Raw genomic sequence first — 25,379 nt, 5'->3', positions numbered from 1 at the left:
AGCGTTAGGGAAACGCCCGGTTACATTCCGAACCCGGAAGCTAAGCCTTTCAGCGCCGATGGTACTGCAGGGGGGACCCTGTGGGAGAGTAGGACGCCGCCGAACAATTTTTAGCCTCAACCCCCGGACAAAGTCCGGGGGTTGAGGCATTTTTGCGTTCAACAGACCCCTGTGCGACCGGCCGTCGTGGCTGACGGTAAGGTCATGGGGCCATCATCAGCAGCTCAATCTCACAGGAGGCCCCCGGGTGGAGGTCCAGGAGACTCGGGTACAGACGGACCGAGTGCTCACCATCCCCAACATCCTCAGCATGGCTCGCCTCGTCGGCGTACCCCTGTTCCTGTGGTTGATCCTCCGCCCCGAGTTCGGCGGACCCAAGAGTGATGGCTGGGCACTGCTCGTGCTCGCGTTCAGTGGAGTCAGCGACTACCTGGACGGGAAGCTCGCCCGGCGCTGGAACCAGATCAGCAACCTCGGCCGGCTGCTCGATCCGGCCGCCGACCGGCTGTACATCCTTTCCACGCTCGTCGGCCTCACCTGGCGGGAGATCCTTCCGCTCTGGCTGACCGCCGTCCTTTTGGCACGCGAGCTGATGCTGCTCATCGCGGTGGGAGTGCTCCGCCGGCACGGCTATCCGCCGCCGCAGGTGAACTTCCTCGGGAAAGCTGCGACTTTCAACTTGATGTACGCGTTCCCGCTGCTCCTGCTCAGTGACGGAAACGGGTGGCTTGCGTCACTTGCCGAAGTTTTCGGGTGGGCCTTCGCAGGATGGGGTACAAGTCTGTATTGGTGGGCAGGGATCCTCTATGTGATCCAGGTCCGTCGACTCGTCAAGGCGGATACCGCGGCCGATTGAGCCCGTCCGTCCCGTGCCGAGCAACGACGCCGGCAGGATCGAGGACGCACGAGGGCCATCGAATGGACAGGTGAAGTCGGCAGGACCGTCGTCTCTTCAAGGAGGACGCTTCCGACATGAAGGCCGTCGTGATGGCAGGTGGCGAAGGCACCCGCCTTCGCCCCATGACCTCGAGCATGCCCAAGCCTCTCCTGCCGGTGGTCAACCGGCCGATCATGGAGCATGTCCTGCGGCTGCTCAAAAGACACGGGCTCACCGAGACCGTCGTCACCGTGCAGTTCCTCGCCTCGCTCGTCCGCAACTACTTCGGGGACGGCGAAGAGCTCGGAATGGAGCTCACCTACGCGAACGAGGAGAAGCCGCTCGGCACCGCGGGGAGTGTGAAGAACGCCGAGGAAGCGCTGAAGGACGACGCGTTTCTCGTGATCTCCGGCGACGCGCTCACCGACTTCGACCTCTCCGACCTGATCTCCTTCCACAAGGAGAAGGGCGCCCTCGTCACCGTCTGCCTCACCCGGGTGCCCAACCCGCTGGAATTCGGCATCACCATCGTCGACGAGCAGGGCAAGGTCGAACGGTTCCTGGAGAAGCCGACCTGGGGACAGGTCTTCTCCGACACCGTGAACACCGGCATCTACGTCATGGAGCCCGAGGTCTTCGACTACGTCGAAGCCGATGTCCCCGTCGACTGGTCCGGGGACGTCTTCCCGAAGCTGATGAAGGACGGCAAGCCGATCTACGGCTATGTCGCCGAGGGCTACTGGGAGGACGTCGGCACCCACGAGAGCTACGTCAAAGCCCAGGCCGACGTCCTGGAGGGCAAGGTCCAGGTCGACGTCGACGGGTTCGAGATCTCCCCGGGCGTCTGGGTCGCCGAAGGCGCCGACGTCCACCCCGACGCCGTCCTGCGCGGACCGCTCTATGTCGGCGACTACGCCAAGGTCGAAGCCGGCGCGGAGATCCGCGAGCACTCCGTCATCGGGTCGAACGTCGTCGTCAAGACCGGCGCCTTCCTGCACAAGGCCGTCGTCCACGACAACGTCTACATCGGGCAGCAGAGCAATCTGCGCGGCTGTGTCATCGGCAAGAACACCGACGTGATGCGGGCCGCCCGGATCGAGGACGGCGCGGTCATTGGGGACGAGTGCCTGATCGGTGAAGAATCGATCGTGCAGGGCAATGTGCGGGTCTACCCGTTCAAGACGATCGAGGCCGGTGCCTTCGTCAACACGTCCGTGATCTGGGAGTCCCGCGGCCAGGCGCACCTGTTCGGCGCCCGTGGCGTGTCCGGGATCATCAACGTGGAGATCACCCCCGAGCTGGCGGTCCGGATCGCCGGCGCGTACGCCACGACCCTGAAGAAGGGCTCGACGGTCACCACCGCCCGCGACCACTCCCGGGGCGCCCGGGCGCTCAAGCGCGCGGTGATCTCGGCGCTGCAGGCCAGCGCCATCGACGTACGCGACCTGGAGAACGTACCCCTGCCGGTGGCACGCCAGCAGACGGCCCGGGGCAGCGCCGGCGGGATCATGATCCGGACCTCGCCCGGAGTGCCCGACTCCGTCGACATCATGTTCTTCGACGGGCGCGGTGCGGACCTGTCGCAGGCCGGGCAACGGAAGCTGGACCGGGTCTTCGCGCGCCAGGAGTACCGGCGGGCGTTCCCCGGCGAGATCGGCGACCTGTCCTTCCCGGCCAGCGTCTTCGACTCGTACACGGGCGCGCTGCTGCGGAACGTGGACACCTCCGGGGTCGCCGAGGCGGGTCTCAAGGTCGTCGTGGACGCCTCCAACGGCAGTGCCGGGCTTGTTCTGCCCAGCCTGCTCGGACGGCTCCAGGTGGATTCGCTGACGATCAACCCGGGGCTCGACGAGTCCCGGCCGACCGAGTCCGCCGAGAGCCGTCGGGCCGGTCTCCTACGGCTCGGGGAGATCGTGGCGTCGGCGCGGGCCGCGTTCGGGGTGCGGTTCGACCCCGTGGGGGAGCGGCTGTCGCTCGTCGACGAGCGGGGCCGGATCATCGAGGACGACCGGGCGCTGCTCGTCCTGCTCGACCTGGTGGCCGCAGAGCGGCGGTCCGGCCGGGTCGCGCTGCCGGTGACGACGACACGGATCGCCGAACAGGTCGCGGCGTACCACGGCACGCGGGTGGAGTGGACGACGACCTCGCCCGACGACCTCACCCGGGTCGGCCGGGAGGAGTCCACGATCTTCGGCGGCGACGGCCGCGGCGGATTCATCGTGCCCGAGTTCAGCAGCGTCTTCGACGGGGCCGCGGCCTTCGTCCGGCTGATCGGCCTCGTGGCGCGGACCCAGCTCACGCTCAGCCAGATCGACGCCCGCATCCCGCGGGCCCATGTGCTGAGGCGGGACATCCCGACGCCGTGGGCGGTCAAGGGGCTCGTGATGCGCCGGGTGGTGGAGGCGGCCGGGGACCGGGACGTCGACACCACCGACGGCGTGCGGGTCGTGGAGGCCGACGGACGGTGGGTGATGGTGCTGCCCGATCCGGCGGAGGCCGTCACCCATCTGTGGGCCGAAGGACCCGACGACGCCTCGGCGCACGCGCTCCTCGACGAGTGGTCGGCGGTGGTCGAGAGCGCAGGTCACTGAGCATTCGCGGCCCGTCCAGGGCCGCGTGGCCGGGAGGCGCCTGGGGCCGCCTCCCGGCTCACCGGTGGGGCCATTCGGCGGTACGGCCGACGACGTGCGACGATGTGCGGCATGTCGCAGCAGCCCCCCGTTCGGAGCACAGGTACGCCACCTCCGCGCCCCGACGCCTCCATGTCGCTGCTGAACAACGTGATCGACCACGCCGTGGACGACGGCTACGCCGAGGCGTCCGCCCGGCGCGCGGCCGAGGGCGGCGGAATGCCCCGGACGATCAAGGCCAAGCTCGGCCTCGCGGCCGGCCTGGTCCTCGCCGCGGCGGTGGTGACGCTCGGCGCGGCCGAGGCGCGGGTGTCCGCGCCCGTCGTCGCCAAGGAACGCCAGGATCTGATCGACCGGATCGAGTCGGAGACCTCGGCCGCGGACAAGCTGGAGCAGGACGTCGACAGCCTGCGGGCCGAGGTCGGCAGTAGGCAGCGCAAGGCGCTCGAACGGCACGGCGGCGACCAGGCGGAGCTCGTGGCGCTCCTGTCCGGCGCGACGCCGGTGCGCGGTCCGGGCGTGAAGCTGGTCGTGGACGACGCCAAGGAAGCCGACACGGGTGGCGGCGGGCCGAGGGAGAGCTCCGGTTTCTCCGACACCGGGCGGGTACGCGACCGGGACATGCAACGGGTCGTCAACGGCCTGTGGCAGTCCGGCGCCGAGGCCGTCGCGATCAACGGGCAGCGACTGACCGCCCTGTCGGCGATCCGGGCCGCGGGCGACGCCATACTGGTCGACAACAAACCGCTGGTGCCGCCGTACACCGTCCTCGCCGTAGGCGACGGGAAACGGCTGAGCACGGCGTTCCAGGACAGCGCCGACGGGCAGTACCTGCACGCGCTGCGGGAGAACTTCGGGATCCGTACCAGCATCTCGGCGGAGGGCGACGTGCGCCTGCCGGCGGCGCCGAGCCTGATCGTACGTACAGCAGAGCCGAGGGGAGCCGGGGCGGCCAAGGCCACCGGGCAGGCCACGGCCGACACAGGGAAGGGCACATCTTGATCGCCGTACTGGGCCTGATCGTGGGAGTCGTGGTCGGACTGTTGGTCCGGCCCGAGATTCCGGCGGTGGTCGAGCCCTATCTTCCGATCGCCGTGGTCGCCGCCCTCGACGCGGTCTTCGGCGGCCTGCGGGCCATGCTCGACGGGATCTTCGTCGACAAGGTCTTCGTGGTGTCGTTCCTGTCGAACGTGGTGGTGGCGGCGCTGATCGTCTTCCTCGGCGACAAGCTGGGCGTCGGCGCGCAGCTGTCGACCGGCGTGGTGGTCGTGCTCGGCATCCGGATCTTCTCCAACGCGGCCGCCATCCGGCGGCACGTCTTCCGGGCGTGACGGCGATGAACGAGACCGACGCGACGGACGAGACCGGCACGGCCGGCGAGAACGGCGAGAACGCGCCGGCGCCCGTGGGCGGCGAGAGCGGCGGGAAGGCCCGGGCCGCCGGCAACGGTGCCGACGCCGTGAACGGCACGGGGGCCGAGGGGGCCCGGATGCCGGACGAGAGCCCGGCGCCGCGGCGTACCCCGCCGCACCTCGCGCAGCGGGCCCAGCCCCTGCCCGAGCCGCGCCCCGCGCAGCAGCCCCCGAGGATCCCGCCGCAGCCCCTGCCCGACCCCGGCACGGCCGGCCGGCAGCGGCTGGTGGCCGCGCTCTGGCCGCCGCGGGTCACCCGGGCCCAACTCGTCGTCGCGCTGCTGCTGTTCGTCCTCGGCCTCGGCCTCGCCATCCAGGTCCGGTCGACCAGCGACAACAGCGCGCTGCGCGGCGCCCGCCAGGAGGACCTGGTGCGGATCCTCGACGAGCTCGACGACCGCACCCAGCGCCTGGAGGACGAGAAGACCCGCCTGGAGAAGCAGCGGTCCGAGCTGGAGTCCAGTTCGGACCAGGCCGAGGAGGCGCGCAAGCAGACCCGGGAGAAGGAGCGTCAGCTCGGCATCCTGGCCGGTACCGTCGCCGCCGAGGGCCCCGGGATCACGCTGACGATCACGGACGCCGCCGGCGCCGTGGAGTCGGACATGCTCCTGGACGCCATCCAGGAGCTGCGGGCGGCCGGCGCGGAGGCGATCCAGGTCAACGACGTGCGCGTGGTGGCCGACAGCTTTTTCTCGGGCAGTGGACGCGATATGCGAATCGATGGAACGGTGATAGCCGCTCCGTACGTCTTCAAGGTCATCGGGAAGCCGGAGGATCTCGAGCCCGCGCTCAACATCCCCGGCGGCATTGTTCAGACACTGGAGAAGGAGCAGGCCACGGCCGCGGTGGAGCGTTCGGAGAAGATCGTCGTCGACGCCTTGCGGCCTGCGAAGCGGCCTGACTACGCTCAGTCGTCCTCGCAGTGAGGCGGGGGGTGATGACGGTGACACGGCAAGGTCGAGACCTTGCGGGGGGTCGCCGCACCACACTGGTGGTGCGTGATGGAAACTGTCGGGAGGATACGGACGTTGTCCAGGTGTCCGGGTCGGCAGGTGTGTTGAGTCAGGGTTCGTCCTGCCCCACGGGCGGGTCTGTTTCGGTCAAGGGGAATCGCCCGTGAAGTTGTTTGCGAAGTTGTTCGGCAAGAGCGGACGCGAGGACGGCGGCAACGCCAGGCATCGCGCGTCGCGTCACGCCCAGAACGAGGAGCAGGGCGCGGAGCGCCCGCTCTTCCGTGACGAGGTCGCTGGTCAGGGCGGTGACATTTCGGGCGCGCAGGGCGCGTCTTCTGTTGACCCTGCCGGTGCCGCGCGCATAGGTTTCGGGGAAGCATCAACCTCGAGTACGGGTGGAGGGTCCACCCCCGACCCGTACGCGACCCAGACCTCCGCGGGTCAGCCGCGGCCGGAGGGCGCGTCCATGGTGTGTACGAGGTGCGGTCACCGCAATACGGCGGACAGCCGCTTCTGCTCCCACTGCGGTGCGCCGCTGCGGGCCGGGGCGGTGCCGGAGCGGGCGTCCGAGACGACCTCGACGATCTCCATCTCGGGACTCGAGGCGTATGACGCGGAGGTGACGGGCCAGATCCCGGCCCTGTCGCCCGAGGCCCTGGCGGCCGTCGAGGCGCTGCCGTCCGGTGCGGCGCTGCTCATCGTGCGCCGCGGCCCGAACTCGGGCAGCCGCTTCCTGCTGGACGGCGAGCTGACCACGGCCGGCCGCCACCCGCAGAGCGACATCTTCCTCGACGACGTGACGGTGTCGCGTCGGCACGTGGAATTCCGGCGTCAGCAGGACGGCACGTTCCAGGTGGCCGATGTCGGCAGTCTCAACGGCACCTACGTCAACCGTGAGCCGATCGACTCGGTCGTGGTCGCCAACGGTGACGAGGTGCAGATCGGCAAGTACCGGCTCGTGTTCTTCGCGAGCCAGCGGGGCATGTGACGCCCCGGAGAACCTTCAGGGAAGGTCCATGGTGCGTACAGCGTCGGGCGGTGCCGGCTTCGGCACCGCCGCCGCGGGCGACGGTCTCGTCAGCATCGGCACGGTGCTGACGAGGCTGCGCGACGAGTTTCCCGAAGTGACCATTTCCAAGATCAGGTTCCTGGAGGCCGAAGGGCTCGTGGAGCCCCGGCGGACGGCCTCCGGCTACCGCAAGTTCAGTCCGCAGGACGTGGAGCGGCTCGCCCAGATCCTGCGGATGCAGCGGGACCACTACCTCCCGCTGCGGGTGATCCGCGAACATCTGGACGCCCTCGCCCGCGGCGAGCAGATCGCGCTGCCCGCCCCGGGCCGGCCCAGGGACCTGCTCGACGGGTCCTGGGAGACGGACGGTGAGCGCCCGACCGCGGCGCGTCTGGGCCGGGCCGAGCTCCTCGCCGCGGCGGAGGTGACCGAGGCCGAGCTCGCCGAGTGGGAGTCGTACGGTCTGATCGCCCCGCTCGAAGGCGGCGGCGGGTACGACGCGGAGACCGTCACCGTCGCCAAACTCGTGGCGGAACTGGGGAGATTCGGCCTGGAGCCGCGCCATCTGCGGGCCGTGAAAGCCGCCGCCGACCGCGAGGCCGGACTGATCGAGACGAGGGTGGCGCCGCTGCGGCGGCACCGCAACCCCCAGACCAGAGCCCACGCGGAGGCCACCGCCAAGGAGCTCGCCGGCCTCTCGGTCCGGCTCCACGCGGCACTGGTCCAGACCGCGCTCGGGATCCGCCCGCAGTGACCCCGGACCGTCCCGACTACCCAAACCGGTCGGGCACGGCCTAGGGTTGCTGTGTGAACGAGCTCGACGTTGTGGGTGTCCGGGTGGAAATGCCCTCCAACCAGCCGATCGTGCTCCTGCGTGAAGTGGGAGGCGACCGGTACCTCCCCATCTGGATCGGACCGGGTGAGGCGACCGCGATCGCCTTCGCCCAGCAGGGCATGGCCCCGGCCAGGCCGCTGACGCACGACCTTTTCAAGGACGTGCTGGAAGCCGTGGGACAGGAGCTCACCGAAGTCCGCATCACGGATCTGCGGGACGGGGTCTTCTACGCCGAGCTGGTCTTCGCCAGCGGCGTCGAGGTCAGCGCCCGGCCCTCCGACGCGATAGCGCTGGCGCTGCGCACCGGCACGCCCATCTACGGCAGTGACGGCGTGCTGGACGACGCGGGCATCGCGATCCCGGACGAGCAGGAGGACGAGGTGGAGAAGTTCCGCGAGTTCCTCGACCAGATCTCGCCCGAGGACTTCGGAAGCGGCAACCAGTAGGGCGACCTGACGGATCAGGAGCCGGGTTCCGGACGGGATCCGGCGGCGCCGCCGCCCGGGAGTGTCGCGGACATTCGAGTAGCCTTTCCCCGCGGAGCGGTACGCAAAACCACTCTCAGGGTGATTATCACTCGGCGTGCCGAGTGTGGCGATCGTTGACGCACCCCGAGTGACTGCCTACCTTCGTGTGGGCAGGTCAAGGACGGAGGGTCGGCGTGATGAGCAGCGGCGACGGTACGGCAGAGGGCTTCCGGGGGCACGCGCTGGGGGAGCCGGGGCCGTATCCGCTTCACAGCAGGGTGGGCGGCCTCGGGACCGACACGGACACGCGGCCGGCGGTCGGCTCGGACGCCGTCGGCTATCGCGGCCCCACGGCCTGCGCGGCGGCCGGGATCACCTATCGGCAGCTGGACTACTGGGCGCGCACCGGGCTTGTCGAGCCGAGCGTGCGGCCCGCGTACGGATCCGGGACGCAGCGGCTCTACAGCTTCCGGGACGTCGTCGTCCTCAAGATCGTCAAGCGTTTCCTGGACACCGGGGTCGCGCTCCAGAACATCCGGGCGGCGGTGCAGCATCTGCGGGCCCGCGGTTTCCGCGATCTGGAGCGGATGACGCTGATGAGCGACGGCGCGACCGTCTACGAGTGCGCGTCCCCGGACGAGGTCGTCGACCTGCTCCAGGGCGGGCAGGGCGTCTTCGGCATCGCCGTGGGCGTGGTGTGGCGGGACGTCGAGGCGGCGCTCTCGCAGCTGCACGGCGAGCGCGTCGACACCGGCGAGACGCTGGTCGGGCACAATCCCGCGGACGAGCTGGCGCGCCGGCGCCGCGACAAGGCCGTCTGACCTCTGCCCCCGACTCCGGCCCCCGCATCGGCCCGTACGTGCGTACGAGCCGATTGTCAGTGGCGTAGGGCAGCATCGGAACCGTGAGAGCCGCGCCCACGATCCTGCATCTCGACATGGATGCCTTCTTCGCCGCCGCCGAGCAGGCGTCGAAGCCCAGTCTGCGCGGAAAACCCGTGGTCGTGGGCGGCCTCGGGCCGCGCGGTGTGGTCGCCACCGCGTCGTACGAGGCGCGTCGCTTCGGGGTGCATTCGGCGATGCCCATGGGGCAGGCCCGGCGGCTCGCCCCGAACGCGGCGTACCTGGTGCCGCGCTTCGCCTTCTACCGGGCGATCAGCGGGCAGGTCATGGAACTCCTCGGCCGGCTCTCCCCGCTCGTCGAGCCGCTGAGCCTGGACGAGGCCTTCGTCGACCTGGAGGCCGGGGGCGTGGCCGACGACAGCGCGGGCGCCCGGGAGGCCGGGGAGCGGCTGCGGCGGGACATCCTGACGACGACCGGCCTGACCGGCTCGGTCGGCCTGGCCGGCTCCAAGATGCTCGCGAAGATCGCCTCCGAAGAGGCCAAGCCGGACGGGCTGGTGCTGATCGAGCCGGGCACCGAGCGGGAACTGCTCGGGCCGCGGTCGGTACGGATCATCCCCGGGGTCGGCCCGGCCACCGGCGAGCATCTGCGGCGGGCCGGGATCGGCACCGTCGCCGAGGTGGTGGAGGCGGGGGAGGACGAGCTGGTACGGCTCCTGGGGCGGGCGCACGGCACCTCGCTGTACGCGATGGCGCTCGGGCGTGACGACCGGCCGGTGGTGGCCGAGCGGGACGCCAAGTCGGTGTCGGTGGAGGACACCTTCGACGTGGACCTGCACGACCGGCTGCGGATCCGGCTGGAGGTCGAGCGGCTGGCCGAGCGCTGCGTGGCGCGGCTGCGCGGGTCGGGGCACTCGGGGCGGACGATCGTCCTGAAGGTGCGGCGGTACGACTTCTCCACGCTGACCCGTTCCGAGACGCTGCGCGGGCCCACGGACGATCCGGTGGTGGTCCGGGACGCGGCGGCGCGGCTGCTGGACCTGGTGGACACCACGGGCGGGGTGCGGCTGCTGGGCGTCGGTGTCAGCGGGCTCGCGGACTACACCCAGGAGGACCTGTTCGCGCAGGCCGAGGCGGAGGCCGTGGCCGTGGCCGAGGCGGGGGCGGAAGCGGCGGCGGACGCCACCGCGGTTGCCGAGGCCGGTACGGAGGCGGCGGAACGGGCCGCGGAGACGGGGCCCCAGGCGCCGGCCGCCGCGCCGCCCGCGGCCACGGAGACCACGGAGCGGCACTGGGCGCCCGGCAACGACGTACGGCATGCCGTGTACGGGCCCGGCTGGGTGCAGGGCAGCGGCGTCGGGCGGGTCACCGTCCGCTTCGAGGAACCCTGCTCCGCGCCGGGCCGCGTCCGCACCTTCGTCGTCGGCGACCCGGACCTGGAACCGGCCGATCCGCTCCCGCTCGTCCCGGGCGGAGCAACGGTTTCGACCGCTTAGACCGGCCGGGTGACGTGTGCCGTCAGGCCTCCTCCTGGCCCGCCAGACGGCCGAAGTCGTGCTCCACGACGGCCGGGGGCGCGGGGGGCAGGGTCAGGTTGTAGTGACGGTAGAGCTGAAGCTCCTGTTCGGGGGAGAGATGCCGGCCGACCCCGAAGTCGGGGGCGTCCTTGATCAGGGTGCGCTCGTAGGGGATATGGAGGCCGTCCGCCACCAGTTCGCTGGGTTCCAGCGGGACGAAGGCGTCCCGGCTGAAGAGTCCGGTGCGTACGGCGGCCCATTCGGGGACTCCGGTCGCGTCGTCCAGGTACACCTCGTCCACAGTGCCGATCTTGTGCCCGTTCCGGTCGAACGCCTTGCGGCCGATCAGGCTGCGCGGATCGATGTCGGTCTGCACGGTCCCTCCAACTGGTCGCAACTGCTCTGCAACACTACGAAAGGGCACATCTCGGATGTCGGCCACTTGAGCGATGGGGGAAGCATCCGCGCTGGTAGGCTGGTTATGGCTGTCGACCCCACGCGGGAGAGTCCTCCGGAGAACCATTCGGAGGCGCCGAAGGAGCAACTCCTCCCCGGAATCTCTCAGGCCCCTGTACCGCGCGGACGAGGTCACTCTGGAAAGCAGGGCGGACGTCGGACGGCATCCGCTCTCACCGACGGTGAAAGCCGGTCTTCCGCGAGGCGGGCCGGTGAAGCTCTCAGGTCAGATGACAGAGGGGGAGGTCGTCCGGGCAACCGCGCCGCGGTGCCCCTCGCAGGTCGTGACGACCAGGAGGCCCCCGTACATGACCGCCAACCGCACTCCGCTCTCCGAGCTCGAGCAGGGCATCCCCTTCGAGCAGCGGCACATCGGACCCGACGCCGAGGCGCGGGCCAAGATGCTCGCCCAGGTCGGTTACGGATCCCTCGACGAGCTCACGGCCGCCGCCGTGCCGGACGTCATCAAGAACACCGAGGCGCTGGCCCTCCCGGCCGCCCGCACCGAGGCCGAGGTACTGGCCGAGCTGCGCACCCTGGCCGACCGCAACCAGGTCGTCACCCCGATGATCGGCCTCGGCTACTACGGCACCTTCACCCCGCCGGTGATCCTCCGCAACGTGATGGAGAACCCGGCCTGGTACACCGCCTACACGCCGTACCAGCCGGAGATCTCCCAGGGCCGCCTGGAGGCCCTGCTCAACTTCCAGACCATGGTCGCCGACCTGACCGGCCTGCCGACCTCCGGCGCCTCGCTGCTCGACGAGGGCACCGCGGCCGCCGAGGCCATGGCGCTGTCCCGCCGTGTCGGCAAGGTCAAGAACGGTGTCTTCCTGGTCGACGCCGACGCGCTGCCGCAGACCGTCGCCGTCATCCGGACCCGCGCCGAGCCGACCGGTGTCGAGGTCGTCGTCGCCGACCTCTCCGCCGGTATCCCGGCCGAGATCGCCGAGCGCGGCGTCTTCGGCGTGCTCCTGCAGTACCCGGGCGCCTCCGGTGCCATCCGGGACATCAAGCCGGTCGTCGACCAGGCCCACGAGCTCGGCGCGATCGTCACCGTCGCCGCCGACCTGCTCGCGCTGACCCTGCTCGCCTCGCCCGGCTCCCTCGGCGCCGACATCGCGGTCGGCACCACCCAGCGCTTCGGCGTCCCGATGGGCTTCGGCGGCCCGCACGCCGGCTACATGGCCGTCCAGGCCAAGCACGCCCGCTCGCTGCCCGGCCGTCTCGTCGGCGTCTCCGTCGACGCCGACGGCAATAAGGCGTACCGCCTGGCGCTGCAGACCCGTGAGCAGCACATCCGCCGCGAGAAGGCCACCAGTAACATCTGCACCGCGCAGGTGCTGCTCGCCGTCATGGCCGGCATGTACGCCGTCTACCACGGCCCCGAGGGCCTGAAGCAGATCGCGCAGCGCACGCACCGCTACGCCGCGATCCTCGCGGCCGGCCTGCGGGCCGGCGGCGTGCAGCTGACCCAGGGCGCCTTCTTCGACACGCTCACCGCCCGGGTGCCCGGCCGCGCCGACGAGATCGTCGCCGCCGCCCTGGCCGCCGGGGTCAACCTGCACCGGGTCGACGGCGACCACGTCTCCGTCTCCTGCGACGAGACCACCACGCGCGAGCACCTCGCCGCCGTCTGGACCGCCTTCGGCGTCACCGGCGACATCGAGGCCCTCGACGAGGACACCCAGGACGCCCTGCCGGCCGACGCGCTGCGCACCGACGCGTACCTGACCCACCCGGTCTTCGCCGCGTACCGCTCCGAGACGGCGATGCTGCGCTACCTGCGCAAGCTCGCCGACCGCGACTACGCGCTCGACCGCGGCATGATCCCGCTCGGCTCCTGCACCATGAAGCTGAACGCGACCACCGAGATGGAGCCGGTGACCTGGCCCGAGTTCGGCCAGATCCACCCCTTCGTGCCGATCGACCAGGCCCAGGGCTACGTCACGCTCATCACCGAGCTGGAGGAGCGCCTGGCCGAGGTCACCGGCTACGACAAGGTGTCCATCCAGCCGAACGCCGGCTCCCAGGGCGAGCTGGCCGGCCTGCTCGCCGTCCGCGCCTACCACCGCGCCAACGGCGACACCCAGCGCACGGTCTGCCTCATCCCGTCCTCCGCGCACGGCACCAACGCCGCCTCCGCCACGATGGCCGGCATGAAGGTCGTCGTCGTCAAGACCGCCGACGACGGCGAGGTCGACGTCGAGGACCTGCGCGCCAAGATCGAGCAGCACCGCGACGAGCTCGCCGTGCTGATGATCACCTACCCGTCCACGCACGGTGTCTTCGAGGAGCACGTCTCCGAGATCTGCGGCCAGGTGCACGACGCGGGCGGCCAGGTGTACGTCGACGGCGCCAACCTCAACGCCCTGGTCGGCCTCGCCAAGCCGGGCCACTTCGGCGGCGACGTCTCGCACCTCAACCTGCACAAGACCTTCTGCATCCCGCACGGCGGCGGCGGCCCGGGCGTCGGCCCGGTCGGCGTGCGCGCGCACCTCGCCCCGTACCTGCCGAACCACCCGCTCCAGGCCACCGCGGGCCCGGAGACCGGCGTCGGCCCGATCTCGGCCGCCCCGTGGGGCTCCGCCGGCATCCTGCCGATCTCCTGGTCGTACGTCCGGCTGATGGGCGGCGAGGGCCTCAAGCACGCCACCCAGGTCGCCGTCCTCGCGGCGAACTACATCGCCAAGCGCCTGGAGCCGCACTACCCGGTGCTCTACACCGGCCCGGCCGGTCTGGTCGCCCACGAGTGCATCGTCGACCTGCGCCCGCTGTCGAAGGCGACCGGCGTCAGCGTCGACGACATCGCCAAGCGTCTGATCGACTACGGCTTCCACGCGCCGACCATGTCGTTCCCGGTGGCCGGCACGCTGATGATCGAGCCCACCGAGTCCGAGGACCTGACCGAGCTCGACCGGTTCTGCGACACCATGATCGCGATCCGCACCGAGATCGAGAAGGTCGGTTCGGGCGCCTGGCCGGCCGACGACAACCCGCTGCACAACGCCCCGCACACCGCGGCGGCGCTGGGCGGCGAGTGGAACCACCCGTACACCCGTGAGGAGGCGGTCTTCCCGGCCGGCGTCTCGGTCGCGGACAAGTACTGGCCGCCGGTCCGCCGCATCGACGGTGCCTTCGGCGACCGCAACCTGGTGTGCTCCTGCCCGCCGCTGGACGCGTACGAGAACTGACGGCGACCCCGCGTCCGCGCCCGCGTAGGAGGGGTGTGAGGCGCGGAGGTACGCGGAGGCACACAAGAGGGCCGGTCCGGAGATCTCTCCGGGCCGGCCCTCGGCTCGTCCTGTGGGTGTCCGTCCCGTACGGGCGGGGGACGGAGCCGGGTCAGGCGGCGGCGGTCACGGCGGCCGCCGCCGGCGTGCGGTGCGGGGCGATGATCTGCCCGTCCGGCAGCAGCTCACCGGTGTCCTCGAAGAGCAGGACCCCGTTGCACAGCAGGCTCCAGCCCTGTTCCGGGTGGTGCGCCACGAGTCGGGCGGCCTCCCGGTCGGCGGAGTCGGCGGTGGGACAGGCAGGCTGATGCTGGCACATGGGCGGATTCTCTCGCTGTGTCGTGGTGGATGTCCTGCGGCTCTTCGCTGGCATGGCCGCCCCCGTCGGTCGGTTGGTTCCGGTCCCAGTCTTGCCTCATGGACGACGTTCCGCAGGGATTTCCCGGCAGCTCGTCCTCTTCCTTGATGACGCGTCACCCGCAGGGGCGGTTCGCTCCAACTACACCGTCTCTTCGGGGGGTTCGGGGTGGCCCAAGCGGGCTAGTCCGATCGGGAGAGGGGTCGGACAGCAGTGCGCCGGGGCGCGCCGGGCCCGGATGCGCCCCCTGCCGATGTCCTCCCGCGCGCCGCACCGCGGGCCGTGCCGCAGGTCTCGCCGCGGTTCGTGCCGCAGGCCGTGCGTATGCCGTACGTAAGCGGTACGCGCGCCGTCAGGCCGAGGCGGCGGAGTCGAGCACGGGCGGCGGGGGAAGCCGCAGCCCGATCACCGGCAGCAGATCCGCGGCCCGGTGGATGTGGTGCGCGGCGATCCCGGGCGGGGCGGGGGACAGCGGTACGAGGAGGTCGGCCGGCCCGGGTGTGGTACTGGTGCCGTCGGACTCGACATCGGCGTGCAGCCACAGCGCCAGCATGTACAGCCCCGGGACGCCGAGCAGCCGCGGCTGGTACGGGGCGGCGAGGGCCTCGGCCTGGACCAGCGCCCGCTCGGTGGCCGCGAGGTACGGCCCCTCGCAGAAGTGGGAGATGGTCCAGCCCTCCGGCGTGAGCCGGGTGTCCGCGGCGGCGATCGACCGGTCCCCGCAGCGGATGAGGAAGCGCCAGGCCGCCAGCCGGGTGAGGGACGGTGTGCCGGCCGTCCCCGTGCCGCCCGGCCCGCCGAGGAGATGGACGGGCAGGGGCAGTTCGGCACTCAGTGGCCCCTGGACGGCCCGCAGGGCCGGGGTGCGTGGCGGGTGGACCGCCGCCGGGGAACCGAGGGCCGTGAGGACACAACGGAGGGCCGGCGTGGGGGCCGCGGGGAGACGGAGCATGGTGGGTCGCCTCTCACTCAGGAGACACGGAGACACGGTGACACGTGACGGGTGCGACAGCGCTGTCGGCGACGGGACCGGAGTGGGGGGCCACGGAGGATGTGGCCGTACGCCGACACTCCGTCCCGTGCGCGGAGTTTATACGACATGCGTCCGTTCGGTGTTTCGGCCAGGCGCCGTCGATATTCCTGACAAGGCGTCATCCGGTCACATGTCCATGGCGATCGCATGGAACACATGCGTCCGGCGGAACGCTCTCCTGCACTTTTCCCTGTGAGACGGTTCGGCCGAATATGTTCCCTTGGCGGGCCGGTGAGGGATCTCACGGCGATCCTTCCGGGGACGTGCTTCCGGAGCAAAATGACACTGGGATATGTCCATTGCTGCTTGCCGCCGGTGACTGCCACGGGAGAATCCCGGTCCAGAGTATTCGTACACACTGTTCCTTCGCAGGCGTTGTCGATCAGCGGGCGGGGCATCATCGTCCGTGACTCTCGCGGCCGTCGTGGCGGCTGCCCACACGGGGAGGGCTTCGATGGGTGAGAAGGTCGTGGCCGAAGTGTTCGGCCTGTCCGACCGGCAGCGTTATCGTGGAAAGCTTCAGCAATGCCTCGCCGCGCTCGCGCGGCTGCTCGCGGAGAAACGATTCGACCGCGCGCGCAATCTTCTGGGTCTGGAGATCGAACTGAATTTGGCGGGCGAGGACGGACTGCCCCGGATGATGAACGTGCCGGTGCTCGACGCGATCGCGAGCCCCGATTTCCAGAGCGAACTAGGTCAGTTCAATCTTGAAGTGAACATCGCTCCGCACCGGCTCGACGGCCACGTTTTCGACCGGCTCGCCGAGGAACTGCGGACCGGGCTCGGATATGCGGACCGCAAGGCCCGGGACGTCGGCGCCGGGGTGGTGATGATCGGTATTCTGCCGACTCTCACCCAGGACCACGCGGTTCTCGCCAATCTCTCCGGAGCCGACCGCTACGCGCTGCTCAACGACCAGATACTGACCGCCCGCGGGGAGGACCTCACCCTCGACATCCACGGGGTCGAACGGCTGCTGTGCACCTCCGCCTCCATCACCCCCGAGGCGGCCTGCACGTCGGTGCAGTTGCACCTCCAGGTGACCCCGGCGCGGTTCGCGTCCGTATGGAACGCGGCGCAGGCCATCGCCGGCGTCCAGATCGCCGTGGGGGCCAACGCGCCCTTCCTCTTCGGCCGGGAGCTGTGGCGGGAGTCCCGCCCGCCGCTCTTCCAGCAGGCCACCGACACCCGGCCGCCCGAACTCCAGGCGCAGGGCGTCCGGCCGCGCACCTGGTTCGGGGAACGCTGGGTGGAGTCCGCCTACGACCTCTTCGAGGAGAACCTGCGCTACTTCCCGGCCCTGCTCCCGCTGTGCGACGACGAGGAGCCGCTGGACGTCCTCGACGAGGGGGGAGTGCCCAGACTCGCCGAACTGGTCCTGCACAACGGCACCGTCTACCGCTGGAACCGGCCGGTGTACGGCTGGGTCGACGGTGTCCCGCACCTGCGGGTCGAGAACCGGGTGCTGCCCGCGGGCCCGACCGTCACCGACGTCATCGCCAACGCCGCCTTCTACTACGGCCTGGTGCGTACGCTCGCCGACGAGTCCCGGCCGGTGTGGAAGCGGATGACCTTCGCGGACGCCGAGTACAACTTCGACACCGCGTGCCGCCACGGCATCGAGGCGGAGCTGCGCTGGCCGCGCCCCGGCCGCTCCGGCGGACCCGCCACCGTGCCCGCCGTACGGCTCATCCGCGACGAACTGCTGCCGATGGCCGCCGCCGGGCTCGACGCCTGGCGTGTCGAGCCCCGCGAACGGGACTTCTACCTCGGCATCATCGAGGAGCGCTGCCGGCGGAAGACGAACGGCGCCGCCTGGCAGGTCGCCACCTTCCACCGGGCCCGCGGGTCCGGGCTCGACCGGCCGTCCGCGCTGGCCGCGACCACCCGGCGCTACCGCGCGCTCATGCTCACCGGCGAGCCCGTGCACACCTGGCCCGTGGGGATCGACGACGGCGCACAGACTGCCTAGGTAGGGTTCCCGTACCCAGGGACGCGAGGGAAACGGGAGAGCGGTGTGGTGTCGGAGCAATCTGTGGTGGACGCTGCGCTGCCGCCCGACGGTCCGACGCGCCGGACCCTGCGCGACGAGACCCTGCTGGTGCTCGCGCTGTCGCTCGGCGCGAGCGGGGTGTCCGCGCTCATCAGCTTCATCGGCGCGCTGACCCGGCCGGCCGCCCTCAAACAGCAGGCGGCCACTCTCAACGGCTCGTACGCGCCCGGGCGGCCGTGGCTCGACCTCGCCTGGCAGCTGTTCGGCATCGCCACCGCGCTCGTGCCGGTCGCCCTGGTCGCGCACCTGCTGTGGCGGGAGAGCGCGCGGGCGCGGGCCCTTGTGAGCACCATGCCGGGCTCGGGCACGGGTGTGGGGGACGGGGTGGCGCCGGGGGCGCGCGGGCTGCGGCTGCTCGGCTTCGACCGCACCCGGCCGTGGCCCGACCTGGGGCGCGGCGCACTGGTCGCGGCCGGCATCGGCAGCGCGGGCCTGGCCTTCTACCTGGTGGCGCGGGCGGCCGGGTTCAACCTCACCGTGGTGCCGGAGTCGCTGCCGGACGTGTGGTGGAAGTACCCGGTCCTCATCCTGTCGGCGATCCAGAACTCCGTCCTGGAGGAGGTGATCGTCGTCGGCTATCTGCTGCGCAGGCTCGACCAGTTGGGCTGGAGCCCCCGCTCCTCGCTCGTGGCGAGCGCGGTGCTGCGCGGCTCGTACCACCTCTACCAGGGCATCGGCGGCTTCATCGGCAACATGGTCATGGGCGTGGTGTTCGTGTGGCTGTACCGGCGCTGGGGCCGGGTCGGTCCGCTGGTCGTCGCGCACTCGCTGCTCGACATCGTGGCCTTCGTCGGATACGGGCTGCTCGCCGGGAAGGTGGGCTGGCTGCCCACGGTGTGAGCGCGTGGTGGGGCGTATCGGCGGTGAGGGGTGTACGGCTGCGGCCGCACGCCCCTCACTGTCCTGTCAGGACGGCAGTCGGGTCAGGCGTGCAGCTCGCCGTCGATGACGGTGACGGCGTGGCCGGTCAGCAGCGTACGGTCGCCGCGCAGCCGGACACGGACCCGGCCGGTGCGCGCCCCGCCCTGGAAGCCGGTGAGCTCGTCGCGGCCGAAGCGGGCGGCCCAGTAGGGGGCGAGTGCCGTGTGGGCGCTGCCGGTGACGGGATCCTCGTCGATGCCGGCGGCGGGGAAGAAGCCGCGGGAGACGAACTGGTAGTCCCCCTCGGGGTGGTCGGCGACGGCGGTGACGACGACGCCGCGGCCGGAGAGCGCGGCGATGGCCGCGAGGTCGGGCGTGAGGCCGCGTACGGTCGCCTCGTCGGCGAGCTCCACGACCAGGTCGCCGATGTGCGCGGCGGTGTCGTGGACGGCGACAAGCTTGGCGCCGAGCGCCGCCGCCAGGCCGTCCGGCGCGGGCACCGGGGTGAGCGAGGAGGTCGGGAAGTCCAGGGTGACGGTGCCGTCCGGGTCGGCCGTGGCGCTGAGGATCCCGCAGCGCGCGGCGAACCGGATGGTGCCGGTCGCCGCACCGGTGCGGTGCAGCACGTGCGCGGTGGCCAGGGTGGCGTGCCCGCACATGTCGACCTCGGTGGTGGGCGTGAGCCAGCGCAGCGCCCAGTCGGCCTCGCCGCCGGGAGGCAGCGGATGGGCGAACGCGGTCTCGGAGAGGTTGACCTCGGCGGCCACCCGCTGGAGCCAGCCGTCGTCGGGGAAGGAGTCGGAGTCGAGGATCAGGACCCCTGCCGGGTTGCCGGAGAAGGGACGGTCGGTGAAGGCGTCGACGATTCGGATGCGCATGAGCCGGACCGTAACGGACCCGCGAAACCACGATCCAAGGCCAATCGGAGATGTCTGGCCTGGGCCGGGGAGCCGGGCGGGCGGGGGCACGGTTCAGAACGGGGGGTCCTGGAAGAGCGCGCCGTTCCATTGGGGCGGTTCGGGTCCGACGGCGGGTTGCTGGAGGAGGGGTACGGCCTCCTGGATCCGGCCGAGTTCGATGAGATGGCTGGCCAGCTGATGCCTGTAGGTGTCGGCGCGCGGTTCGAGGACGGCGACGGCGTCCTCCACACGGCCGTGCTCGGCGAGCAGGTGGGAGATCGTCCAAACCGCATGCAAGCCGTCGCTCTCAGGGTGTGCCCGCGCCTGCTCGATCGCTTCGTCGAACCTGCCGCAGGCGGCCAGCAGGCCGAGCCTCGACTGGAAGAACTCCCAGGGTTCTGTGCCGTCATGGCGCACATCGAGGGAGTCGAGGTAGGCCAGACCTTCCTGGGCGTGGCCGCGGTCGGCGTACAGGGTGCACAGCGTGCCCACGGTCCAGTCTTCGGCCCCGGACGAGTCGACGAGTGCGCGCATCACGTCGATCGCCTCGTCGAACCGGCCGTGCCGGGCCAGCAACTGCGCCAGCTCGATGTCGCCATGGGCCTGTTCGAAGGAGCCTGCCGTGTCCTGGTAGACGGCGATCGCGCCCTCCACGTCCTCGCGCTCTTCCAGCAGTTCGGCGAGGCGCCGCCTGCCGTGCCCGAGGCCGTCGGTCCTCGCGTACGTGCGCAGCTCGTCGATCCGGTCGTGTCGCGCGAGCAGATCGGCCAGCTGATCGCGGTTGTTGACGGAAGTGATCTGCCGGGTGCGCAACAGGGCGATCGCCTTGTCCACGCGCCCCTGGCGTTCGTGGATCGTGGCCAGCAGGCCGATGGCGTCCTCGGGGCCGAGACCGCGACAGCACCACGGATCCGCGCACTGTTGCTCGGCCGGGATACGGGCGGCCAGCAGCGCGGCGACCTCGTCGTCCCGGCCGGCCTCGCCGGAGAGGCCGACGAGAGCGCGGGCGAGGACCGGGTCGTCGATCCCCGCGCTCAGCCGGGTGACGGCCTCGTCCGCGTGTCCGTTCCGGGCCAGCAGGCGCGCGAGGAACTCCAGCGGCTGCCCGCCTTTCGCCGCGTACGGCCTGACCAGCGTGATCGCCTCGGCCGCCCGCTCCCCGCTCTCCAGCAGCTCCGCTTGGACCTGGGCGGCCGGCCACCAGCCGGTGGCGACGTACGGGGCCAGGACCTTCAAGGCCTCGTCCCGTTGCCCCCGCTCATCCAGCAGCCGCGCCCACTCCCGTGCGCAGAACCACTCCCCCCGACCGGCCTGGAGCTCCACCTCCCGGGCGTGGCCGCGTTCGAGCAGGTGGGTGACCAGGGACGGAGGGATGCAGCCGGTCCGCATCCGCTCCATGCGGTCGAGGTCGTAGGCGTCCATGGCGGAGCACGCTAGTCGACCCTCCGTGACGAACGATCAAGGCCCCGGGGGAGGCGTGGACGCGGACGAGGTGAGGGCGAGTCGCTGCTCGGTGCGCTCAAGCCACCTCAGGTACCAGTGCGCGAAGTCGTACCCGGTCGGCTCGATTCCCCGGTCCATGGGCCTCAGGTCGTCCCAGACGGTGCCCCGGTGCGGCCCGGTCGTCACCAGCAGCGACGCGTAGCCGCACCCCTGCTCGCTCAGGAACACCGCGCCCGCTTCCTGGGCGTCGCACAGCTCGTCGTACCGCGCGTCCCAGGCCGCGTACGCCTGGCGGAACGTCTCCTCGTCCGCGAAGGCGTCCTTCTCGGGCTCCTCCGCGTCGAGCGCGTCCAACTCGTCTTGCAACGCCGGTGCCACGAAGGGTTGTCCGGCGAACTCCGCGGGGGTCGACTGTGCGGGGAAGGCCAGTCCGATGCCGGTCCACCGCCATCCGCCGTCGCTCGCCACCGGTGTCATCAGGCCGTAATGGGGGCCGGCTCCGCCGCTTCCGACGCGGAGGAGAAAGCTTCGGTACGGCGCCGGCAGCTCACTGCCCAAGGCGGCCTCCAGCGACAGGAGTTCCTCCTCGCGCATGACCGGACCGAGGCGGAATCCATGCCCCTGCGCCCCGAAGACCTCGCCTGCTCCGGGGTGCTCGGCGAGCCGCAGCACCCGCTCCCGTATCCCCGTCCACGTGTCCTCACTCATGCGGCACACGGTAATCAGGAGCGGACCGCGCCGACCACGGGATTTTCCCTGTCGAGCCGGAAGTCGAGCCCGCCTGCTGAGCGCGCCGCGGCCTGGGCCGCGGTACGACCAGTGCATGCCCGGCCGGTGTCCCGTCTCAGCCGATCCGGTCACGTGGGTGCTGTTGCCAGCGGGGGTGGCAAGCGGTCGTCTCTGTCGCGGCCTGCGATCGGGGCGACCTCACTCCATCGACTCCAGAATGCGGTCGAGTGTCCGGCGCCCCATTCCGCTCATCGGCGGATTGCTTTCGATGTAGTACCAGACCAGACCCATCGCCTGTTCGAACGCCCATGCCTTGCCGCGCTCCCACTCCAGATCGTCACAGGCCAGTGTCCGCCGGAACACGTCCCGCGGGCCCGATCGCAACAGGTGCCAGGCGCCGACCAGATCCAGCGCGGGGTCGGCCGGGCCGAAGCCGCCGGTATCGAGTACACCGCTGAGCCGGTCTCCCGCCACCAGCACATTGCCCGGAATCAGGTCACCATGGCTCATCACGTCAGCACCCGTGCGGGGCAACTCCCGAAAGCGGCTCCACATCCGGCGAAGCCGGGGCACGTCGAGCAGGCCCTCACTCTCCTCGAAGCACTGCGCCATCCAAGCGTCGTGGTCGGCGAGAACGCCGCCCCGGTTCTCGCTGCTGAAACGTCGTCCCCGGGTGTCGGCGTCCCGGAGGGACGCGATGAAGGCCGCGAGGTCCTCGGCGAACGCGTCCGACCCACTCGGGTCGGCATCGGAAGCGACCGTTCCCGGCAGCCATGTCTGGACCGACCACGGCATGGGGTAGCCCGCTCCGGGTTTTCCCAAGGCGACGGGTTCCGGGGCGGGGAACCGGGACACCCGCGCCAGCTCCGCGCTCGCCCGGGCTTCCCGTTCCAGAACCGTCAGAACCTCGGCGGCATCGGCCAGGCGCAGGGGGAAGCGCGCGGAGAGGTCGTTCCCGATACGGAAGATGGCGTGGACCGTCCCGGTCGACGACACGAGCCGGATGGCCTTGCCGCTCCACTGAGGGAACTGCTCTCGGACCAAGGCCGCGACGATCTCGGTGGTCACGTCCACTTGGTCATCGTGCATGGTCATGCGCGAAGGCCCTCCCACTGGTCCCCTTCGAAACGGCGGCGCGGAAGGCCGCGTCCCGGTCGGCCAGGGTGTCGTCCAGGTCCGGCGGCACCCACGGCATGACCGGGAGTAGATCACGGAACCCCCTGCGGAGCAGCCCTCTTCGTGCTCTACCGGCGGACCGCCGAGATCAGTCCACCGGGCCGTTCCTCGGGCTGCGGCGGGGTGCCGATCGGGCGGCCGTAGGCGGCGGCTCGCTCGCGCAGGGTGTGGCTGTCGGCCTCCCAGCCGTGCCCGGCCAGCCAGCCCACCGGGTCGTCGGGCATCTCCGAGACCCACAGGGACGCCGCCGATCCCGGCTCCGCGTCCGCGCCGAAGCGCTCGATCACGCCGCGCGAGCCCAAGGTCAGCCCCATCCGACTGCCCGCCGCCGACTGCGCGCTGATGCGGGCCAGCAGCAGCTCCACCGCTTCCTCGGGCAGGTAGATCAGCAGTCCTTCGGCGATCCACGCGGTCGGTACGGTCGGGTCGTGCCCTGCGGCGGCCAGCGCACCCGGCCAGTCCTCACGCAGATCCACCGCGACGGGGATCCGCTCGCAGCGCGCGACGGCCCGCTCCTGGACGAGCACCGAAGCCTTGAAGTCCAGTGGAGCGGCGGTGTCGACCTCGAACAGCCGGGTGCCCTCGGGCCAGTCCATCCGGAAGGCCCGGCTGTCCATGCCGGCGCCGAGCAGCACGACCTGCCGGACCCCGGACGCGGAGGCCTGCCGCACCAGGTCGTCGAGGAACTTCGTCCTGATGACGATGGAGAGCGACACGGCCAGTCGGCGGCGCGCGGCCTCGTCATCGGGCAGCGGCGGCGAGGAGGGCCACAGGCCGCCGGCGGTGGCGAATGCCTGTGCCAGCGGGTCGCGGAACAGGGCGTTTTCCCATTCGGTCTCCAGCGCCCGCACTCTGGCCACTCCCACCGCCGTGGCCCACACTCCCGACGGCCGCACCCGCTCCCGCTCATCAGTCATCGCGCCAGCCTAGAAGGCTGAGGCCGGCCGCGTCTCCCGCCGCCGGTCACCGAACGTCATATGCGGCGCGGTACGGCTCCGTCCTGCCAGCGGTAGAGGTCGCGCAGCAGGGAAATCTCGCCGCCGTGATGGATCAGCTCCCTGTTGACGTGCAGGACCCTGTTCTCCACGGGAAACCGCTCGGGACCCACCGCGGGCGGATTGTCCAGGTCGGCGTCCGAGAGCCCGCGGACCCCCGCGTTCCATCTCCCGTACATCTCATCGAGCTGTTTCAGCGCCTCGTCAGCGGTCCCCGCGTAGGCGAATGTCCGGGAGTCGACGTCCTGGCCGCCGAAGTACCATGCGACCCGATAGCCCAGGCACGAGACGATGATGTGCGCCATCCGCCAGGCGATCGTGGTCACCGGTGCCGGCACGGGGTCAGGGGACGCGAAGTCCATCGTCCATTCCCCCGAGCCTTTCGGCATCGGTGCGGCCGACGTGCCACGTGGGCGGATGCTCCAGCAGTCGCGCACCGGCTCCCAGAAGTACTCCTCGTCGGTAAGACCGTCCAGCCGCGGCCGCAGGTTCTTGTGCCAGTACCAGTCCAGCTGGTCCGCGAGTCGCTCGCTTCTTGTCATCGCCGCACACTACAGACCCGTCGAGCGGAGTGATCGTCGCCGTCTGTGGTCATGTCGCAAACAGACAGGCCGTCATCTCTCAGGGGCGCAGAAGCCATCCGATCTGCCTGCGCCGGCAATCGATCGACACCCACTGGCACAGGTCGACACCGACCTCCCCCGTACGGTTCCTTGTCGTACGACAGGTTCCGATATATCGTTGAAGCATCGCGACAGTGCGGCGATGGAACTCGATGGAAGGAGCACTGCGATGCGTGGCTACGGACACGAGTACGGACATGAGCACGGTCACGGGAACTGCGGCCCCGGTCCCCGGGGTGCGGGTGAAGGGCGGCGGGCCGCGTTCGGGCCGTTCGGGCCGGGCTTCGGGGGTGGACCCTGGGGCGGTGGCGGCTTCGGTGGCCGGGGGCGTGGCGGCGGGCGGGGCCGGGCGCGGCGCGGGGATGTGCGGGCGTCGATCCTGGCGTTGCTCAAGGACCGCCCGATGCACGGCTACGAGATGATCCAGGAGATCGGCGAGCGCACGTCCGGCGCCTGGAAGCCCAGCCCCGGATCCGTCTACCCGACCCTCCAGATGCTGGAGGACGAGGGCCTGATCGCCAGCGCGAGCGAGGGCGGCAAGAAGCTGTTCACGCTCACCGACACCGGGCGCGCCGAGGCCGAGGACGGGCCGGAGGCTCCGTGGGAGGAGGCCGGCCGCGGGATCGACTGGGACGCCGTGAACGAGATCCGGCAGGCCGGCTTCGGCCTGATGGAGGCGTTCGGCCAGGTCTGGAAGACCGGCAGCGCGGAGCAGCGGCAGAAGGCGGTCGAGGTCGTCAACGAGGCCCGCAAGAAGATGTACCTGATCCTGGCCGACGAGGACTGATCCGGTCCCCAGCCGACCCAGCCGACCCAGCCGACCCGGTACGACTCGGCCCGACCCGGTACGACTCGGCCCGGCTCGGCTCGCGAACGAGGGGCCCCGCGGCGTCCGCCTGCCGGGCCCCCCGCCGCAAACGGGACAGCGCGCCCGGGCGCCGCTGACACCACCAACCCCCCCCCCACCGCCATAAACAC

The 25,379-nt window shown here is 70.9% G+C and carries 23 protein-coding genes, 1 rRNA gene and 1 riboswitch; of the genes, 15 read left to right on the top strand and 9 right to left on the bottom strand.

The annotated features are described in order from the left end of the window. From rrf to ABZ693_RS33680, 11 genes are all read left to right on the top strand, one after another. Positions 1–105, top strand: a 5S ribosomal RNA gene (gene rrf, locus ABZ693_RS33730); the annotation flags it as partial. A 142-nt stretch (positions 106–247) separates the two neighbouring features. Beyond that, positions 248–856: a cardiolipin synthase ClsA gene (gene clsA / locus ABZ693_RS33725; protein ID WP_359885260.1), complete on the top strand. Its 609-nt coding sequence runs from the start codon at positions 248–250 to the stop codon at positions 854–856. A 116-nt stretch (positions 857–972) separates the two neighbouring features. Continuing rightward, positions 973–3,468: a mannose-1-phosphate guanyltransferase gene (locus ABZ693_RS33720; RefSeq protein ID WP_359885258.1), complete on the top strand. Its 2,496-nt coding sequence runs from the start codon at positions 973–975 to the stop codon at positions 3,466–3,468. 111 nt (positions 3,469–3,579) lie between these two features. Next, complete coding sequence (locus tag ABZ693_RS33715; RefSeq protein WP_359885256.1) at positions 3,580–4,509, top strand: DUF881 domain-containing protein; 930 nt, start codon at positions 3,580–3,582, stop codon at positions 4,507–4,509. Continuing rightward, on the top strand, positions 4,506–4,838 hold the full coding sequence (locus ABZ693_RS33710) for a small basic family protein (protein WP_359885255.1): 333 nt from the start codon (positions 4,506–4,508) through the stop codon (positions 4,836–4,838). The genes ABZ693_RS33715 and ABZ693_RS33710 overlap by 4 nt, the downstream gene beginning before the upstream one ends. A 158-nt stretch (positions 4,839–4,996) precedes the next feature. Beyond that, complete coding sequence (locus ABZ693_RS33705) at positions 4,997–5,845, top strand: DUF881 domain-containing protein (protein ID WP_359885266.1); 849 nt, start codon at positions 4,997–4,999, stop codon at positions 5,843–5,845. An 82-nt stretch (positions 5,846–5,927) separates the two neighbouring features. Next, positions 5,928–6,860 carry an FHA domain-containing protein gene (locus ABZ693_RS36225; RefSeq protein ID WP_435842626.1) on the top strand — a complete coding sequence of 311 codons (933 nt, stop codon included), beginning with the start codon at positions 5,928–5,930 and terminating at the stop codon, positions 6,858–6,860. Positions 6,861–6,888: 28 nt separating this feature from the next. After that, positions 6,889–7,635: a transcriptional regulator FtsR gene (ftsR, locus tag ABZ693_RS33695; RefSeq protein ID WP_359885253.1), complete on the top strand. Its 747-nt coding sequence runs from the start codon at positions 6,889–6,891 to the stop codon at positions 7,633–7,635. A 53-nt stretch (positions 7,636–7,688) separates the two neighbouring features. Then, complete coding sequence (locus ABZ693_RS33690) at positions 7,689–8,162, top strand: bifunctional nuclease family protein (RefSeq protein ID WP_359885251.1); 474 nt, start codon at positions 7,689–7,691, stop codon at positions 8,160–8,162. Between the two features lie 218 nt (positions 8,163–8,380). Beyond that, positions 8,381–9,004: a MerR family transcriptional regulator gene (locus ABZ693_RS33685; protein ID WP_359885250.1), complete on the top strand. Its 624-nt coding sequence runs from the start codon at positions 8,381–8,383 to the stop codon at positions 9,002–9,004. Positions 9,005–9,087: 83 nt separating this feature from the next. Beyond that, complete coding sequence (locus ABZ693_RS33680; RefSeq protein ID WP_359885249.1) at positions 9,088–10,521, top strand: DNA polymerase IV; 1,434 nt, start codon at positions 9,088–9,090, stop codon at positions 10,519–10,521. A gap of 22 nt (positions 10,522–10,543) precedes the next feature. Here ABZ693_RS33680 and ABZ693_RS33675 read toward each other — a convergent pair whose 3' ends face one another. Beyond that, a complete protein-coding gene (locus tag ABZ693_RS33675; RefSeq protein ID WP_359885248.1) occupies positions 10,544–10,918 on the bottom strand; it encodes a PRC-barrel domain-containing protein in 375 nt (124 codons plus the stop codon). Between the two features lie 113 nt (positions 10,919–11,031). Beyond that, positions 11,032–11,129: riboswitch (glycine riboswitch) on the top strand. A 177-nt stretch (positions 11,130–11,306) separates the two neighbouring features. Here ABZ693_RS33675 and gcvP point away from each other — a divergent pair. Then, on the top strand, positions 11,307–14,192 hold the full coding sequence (gene gcvP / locus ABZ693_RS33670; RefSeq protein WP_359885246.1) for an aminomethyl-transferring glycine dehydrogenase: 2,886 nt from the start codon (positions 11,307–11,309) through the stop codon (positions 14,190–14,192). 151 nt (positions 14,193–14,343) lie between these two features. Here gcvP and ABZ693_RS33665 read toward each other — a convergent pair whose 3' ends face one another. Then, the gene (locus tag ABZ693_RS33665) at positions 14,344–14,550 is read right to left on the bottom strand and encodes a DUF5999 family protein (RefSeq protein WP_359885244.1); all 207 of its coding nucleotides are present in this window, start codon (positions 14,548–14,550) and stop codon (positions 14,344–14,346) included. Between the two features lie 391 nt (positions 14,551–14,941). Beyond that, positions 14,942–15,541: a hypothetical protein gene (locus ABZ693_RS33660; RefSeq protein WP_359885242.1), complete on the bottom strand. Its 600-nt coding sequence runs from the start codon at positions 15,539–15,541 to the stop codon at positions 14,942–14,944. 535 nt (positions 15,542–16,076) lie between these two features. Here ABZ693_RS33660 and ABZ693_RS33655 point away from each other — a divergent pair. Further along, positions 16,077–17,594: a glutamate-cysteine ligase family protein gene (locus tag ABZ693_RS33655; RefSeq protein ID WP_359885240.1), complete on the top strand. Its 1,518-nt coding sequence runs from the start codon at positions 16,077–16,079 to the stop codon at positions 17,592–17,594. A 48-nt stretch (positions 17,595–17,642) separates the two neighbouring features. Beyond that, positions 17,643–18,515: a CPBP family intramembrane glutamic endopeptidase gene (locus ABZ693_RS33650; protein ID WP_435842625.1), complete on the top strand. Its 873-nt coding sequence runs from the start codon at positions 17,643–17,645 to the stop codon at positions 18,513–18,515. 83 nt (positions 18,516–18,598) lie between these two features. Here ABZ693_RS33650 and ABZ693_RS33645 read toward each other — a convergent pair whose 3' ends face one another. The 6 genes from ABZ693_RS33645 to ABZ693_RS33620 form a co-directional block, all read right to left on the bottom strand. After that, complete coding sequence (locus ABZ693_RS33645) at positions 18,599–19,414, bottom strand: PhzF family phenazine biosynthesis protein (protein WP_359885239.1); 816 nt, start codon at positions 19,412–19,414, stop codon at positions 18,599–18,601. Positions 19,415–19,507: 93 nt separating this feature from the next. Continuing rightward, positions 19,508–20,857 (bottom strand): tetratricopeptide repeat protein, encoded by a 1,350-nt coding sequence (locus ABZ693_RS33640; RefSeq protein ID WP_359885237.1) that lies wholly within the window; start codon positions 20,855–20,857, stop codon positions 19,508–19,510. Between the two features lie 36 nt (positions 20,858–20,893). Then, positions 20,894–21,586 (bottom strand): SMI1/KNR4 family protein, encoded by a 693-nt coding sequence (locus ABZ693_RS33635; RefSeq protein WP_359885236.1) that lies wholly within the window; start codon positions 21,584–21,586, stop codon positions 20,894–20,896. Positions 21,587–21,805: 219 nt separating this feature from the next. Beyond that, a complete protein-coding gene (locus tag ABZ693_RS33630) occupies positions 21,806–22,702 on the bottom strand; it encodes an aminoglycoside phosphotransferase family protein (protein WP_359885234.1) in 897 nt (298 codons plus the stop codon). Positions 22,703–22,851: 149 nt separating this feature from the next. Continuing rightward, the gene (locus tag ABZ693_RS33625) at positions 22,852–23,700 is read right to left on the bottom strand and encodes a class I SAM-dependent methyltransferase (RefSeq protein ID WP_359885232.1); all 849 of its coding nucleotides are present in this window, start codon (positions 23,698–23,700) and stop codon (positions 22,852–22,854) included. A gap of 56 nt (positions 23,701–23,756) precedes the next feature. Continuing rightward, on the bottom strand, positions 23,757–24,320 hold the full coding sequence (locus tag ABZ693_RS33620; RefSeq protein WP_359885230.1) for a DinB family protein: 564 nt from the start codon (positions 24,318–24,320) through the stop codon (positions 23,757–23,759). Between the two features lie 250 nt (positions 24,321–24,570). Between ABZ693_RS33620 and ABZ693_RS33615 the strand changes: the two genes are divergently transcribed. After that, positions 24,571–25,188, top strand: a complete 618-nt coding sequence (locus tag ABZ693_RS33615; protein ID WP_359885228.1) for a PadR family transcriptional regulator — start codon at positions 24,571–24,573, stop codon at positions 25,186–25,188. Positions 25,189–25,379: the final 191 nt, after the last annotated feature.

The organism is Streptomyces laurentii (assembly GCF_040635425.1).
In the GTDB taxonomy this organism is placed as follows: domain Bacteria; phylum Actinomycetota; class Actinomycetes; order Streptomycetales; family Streptomycetaceae; genus Streptomyces; species Streptomyces laurentii.
Note: the sequence above shows the minus strand (reverse complement) of the source record. Positions and strands in the feature narration are given on the sequence as shown.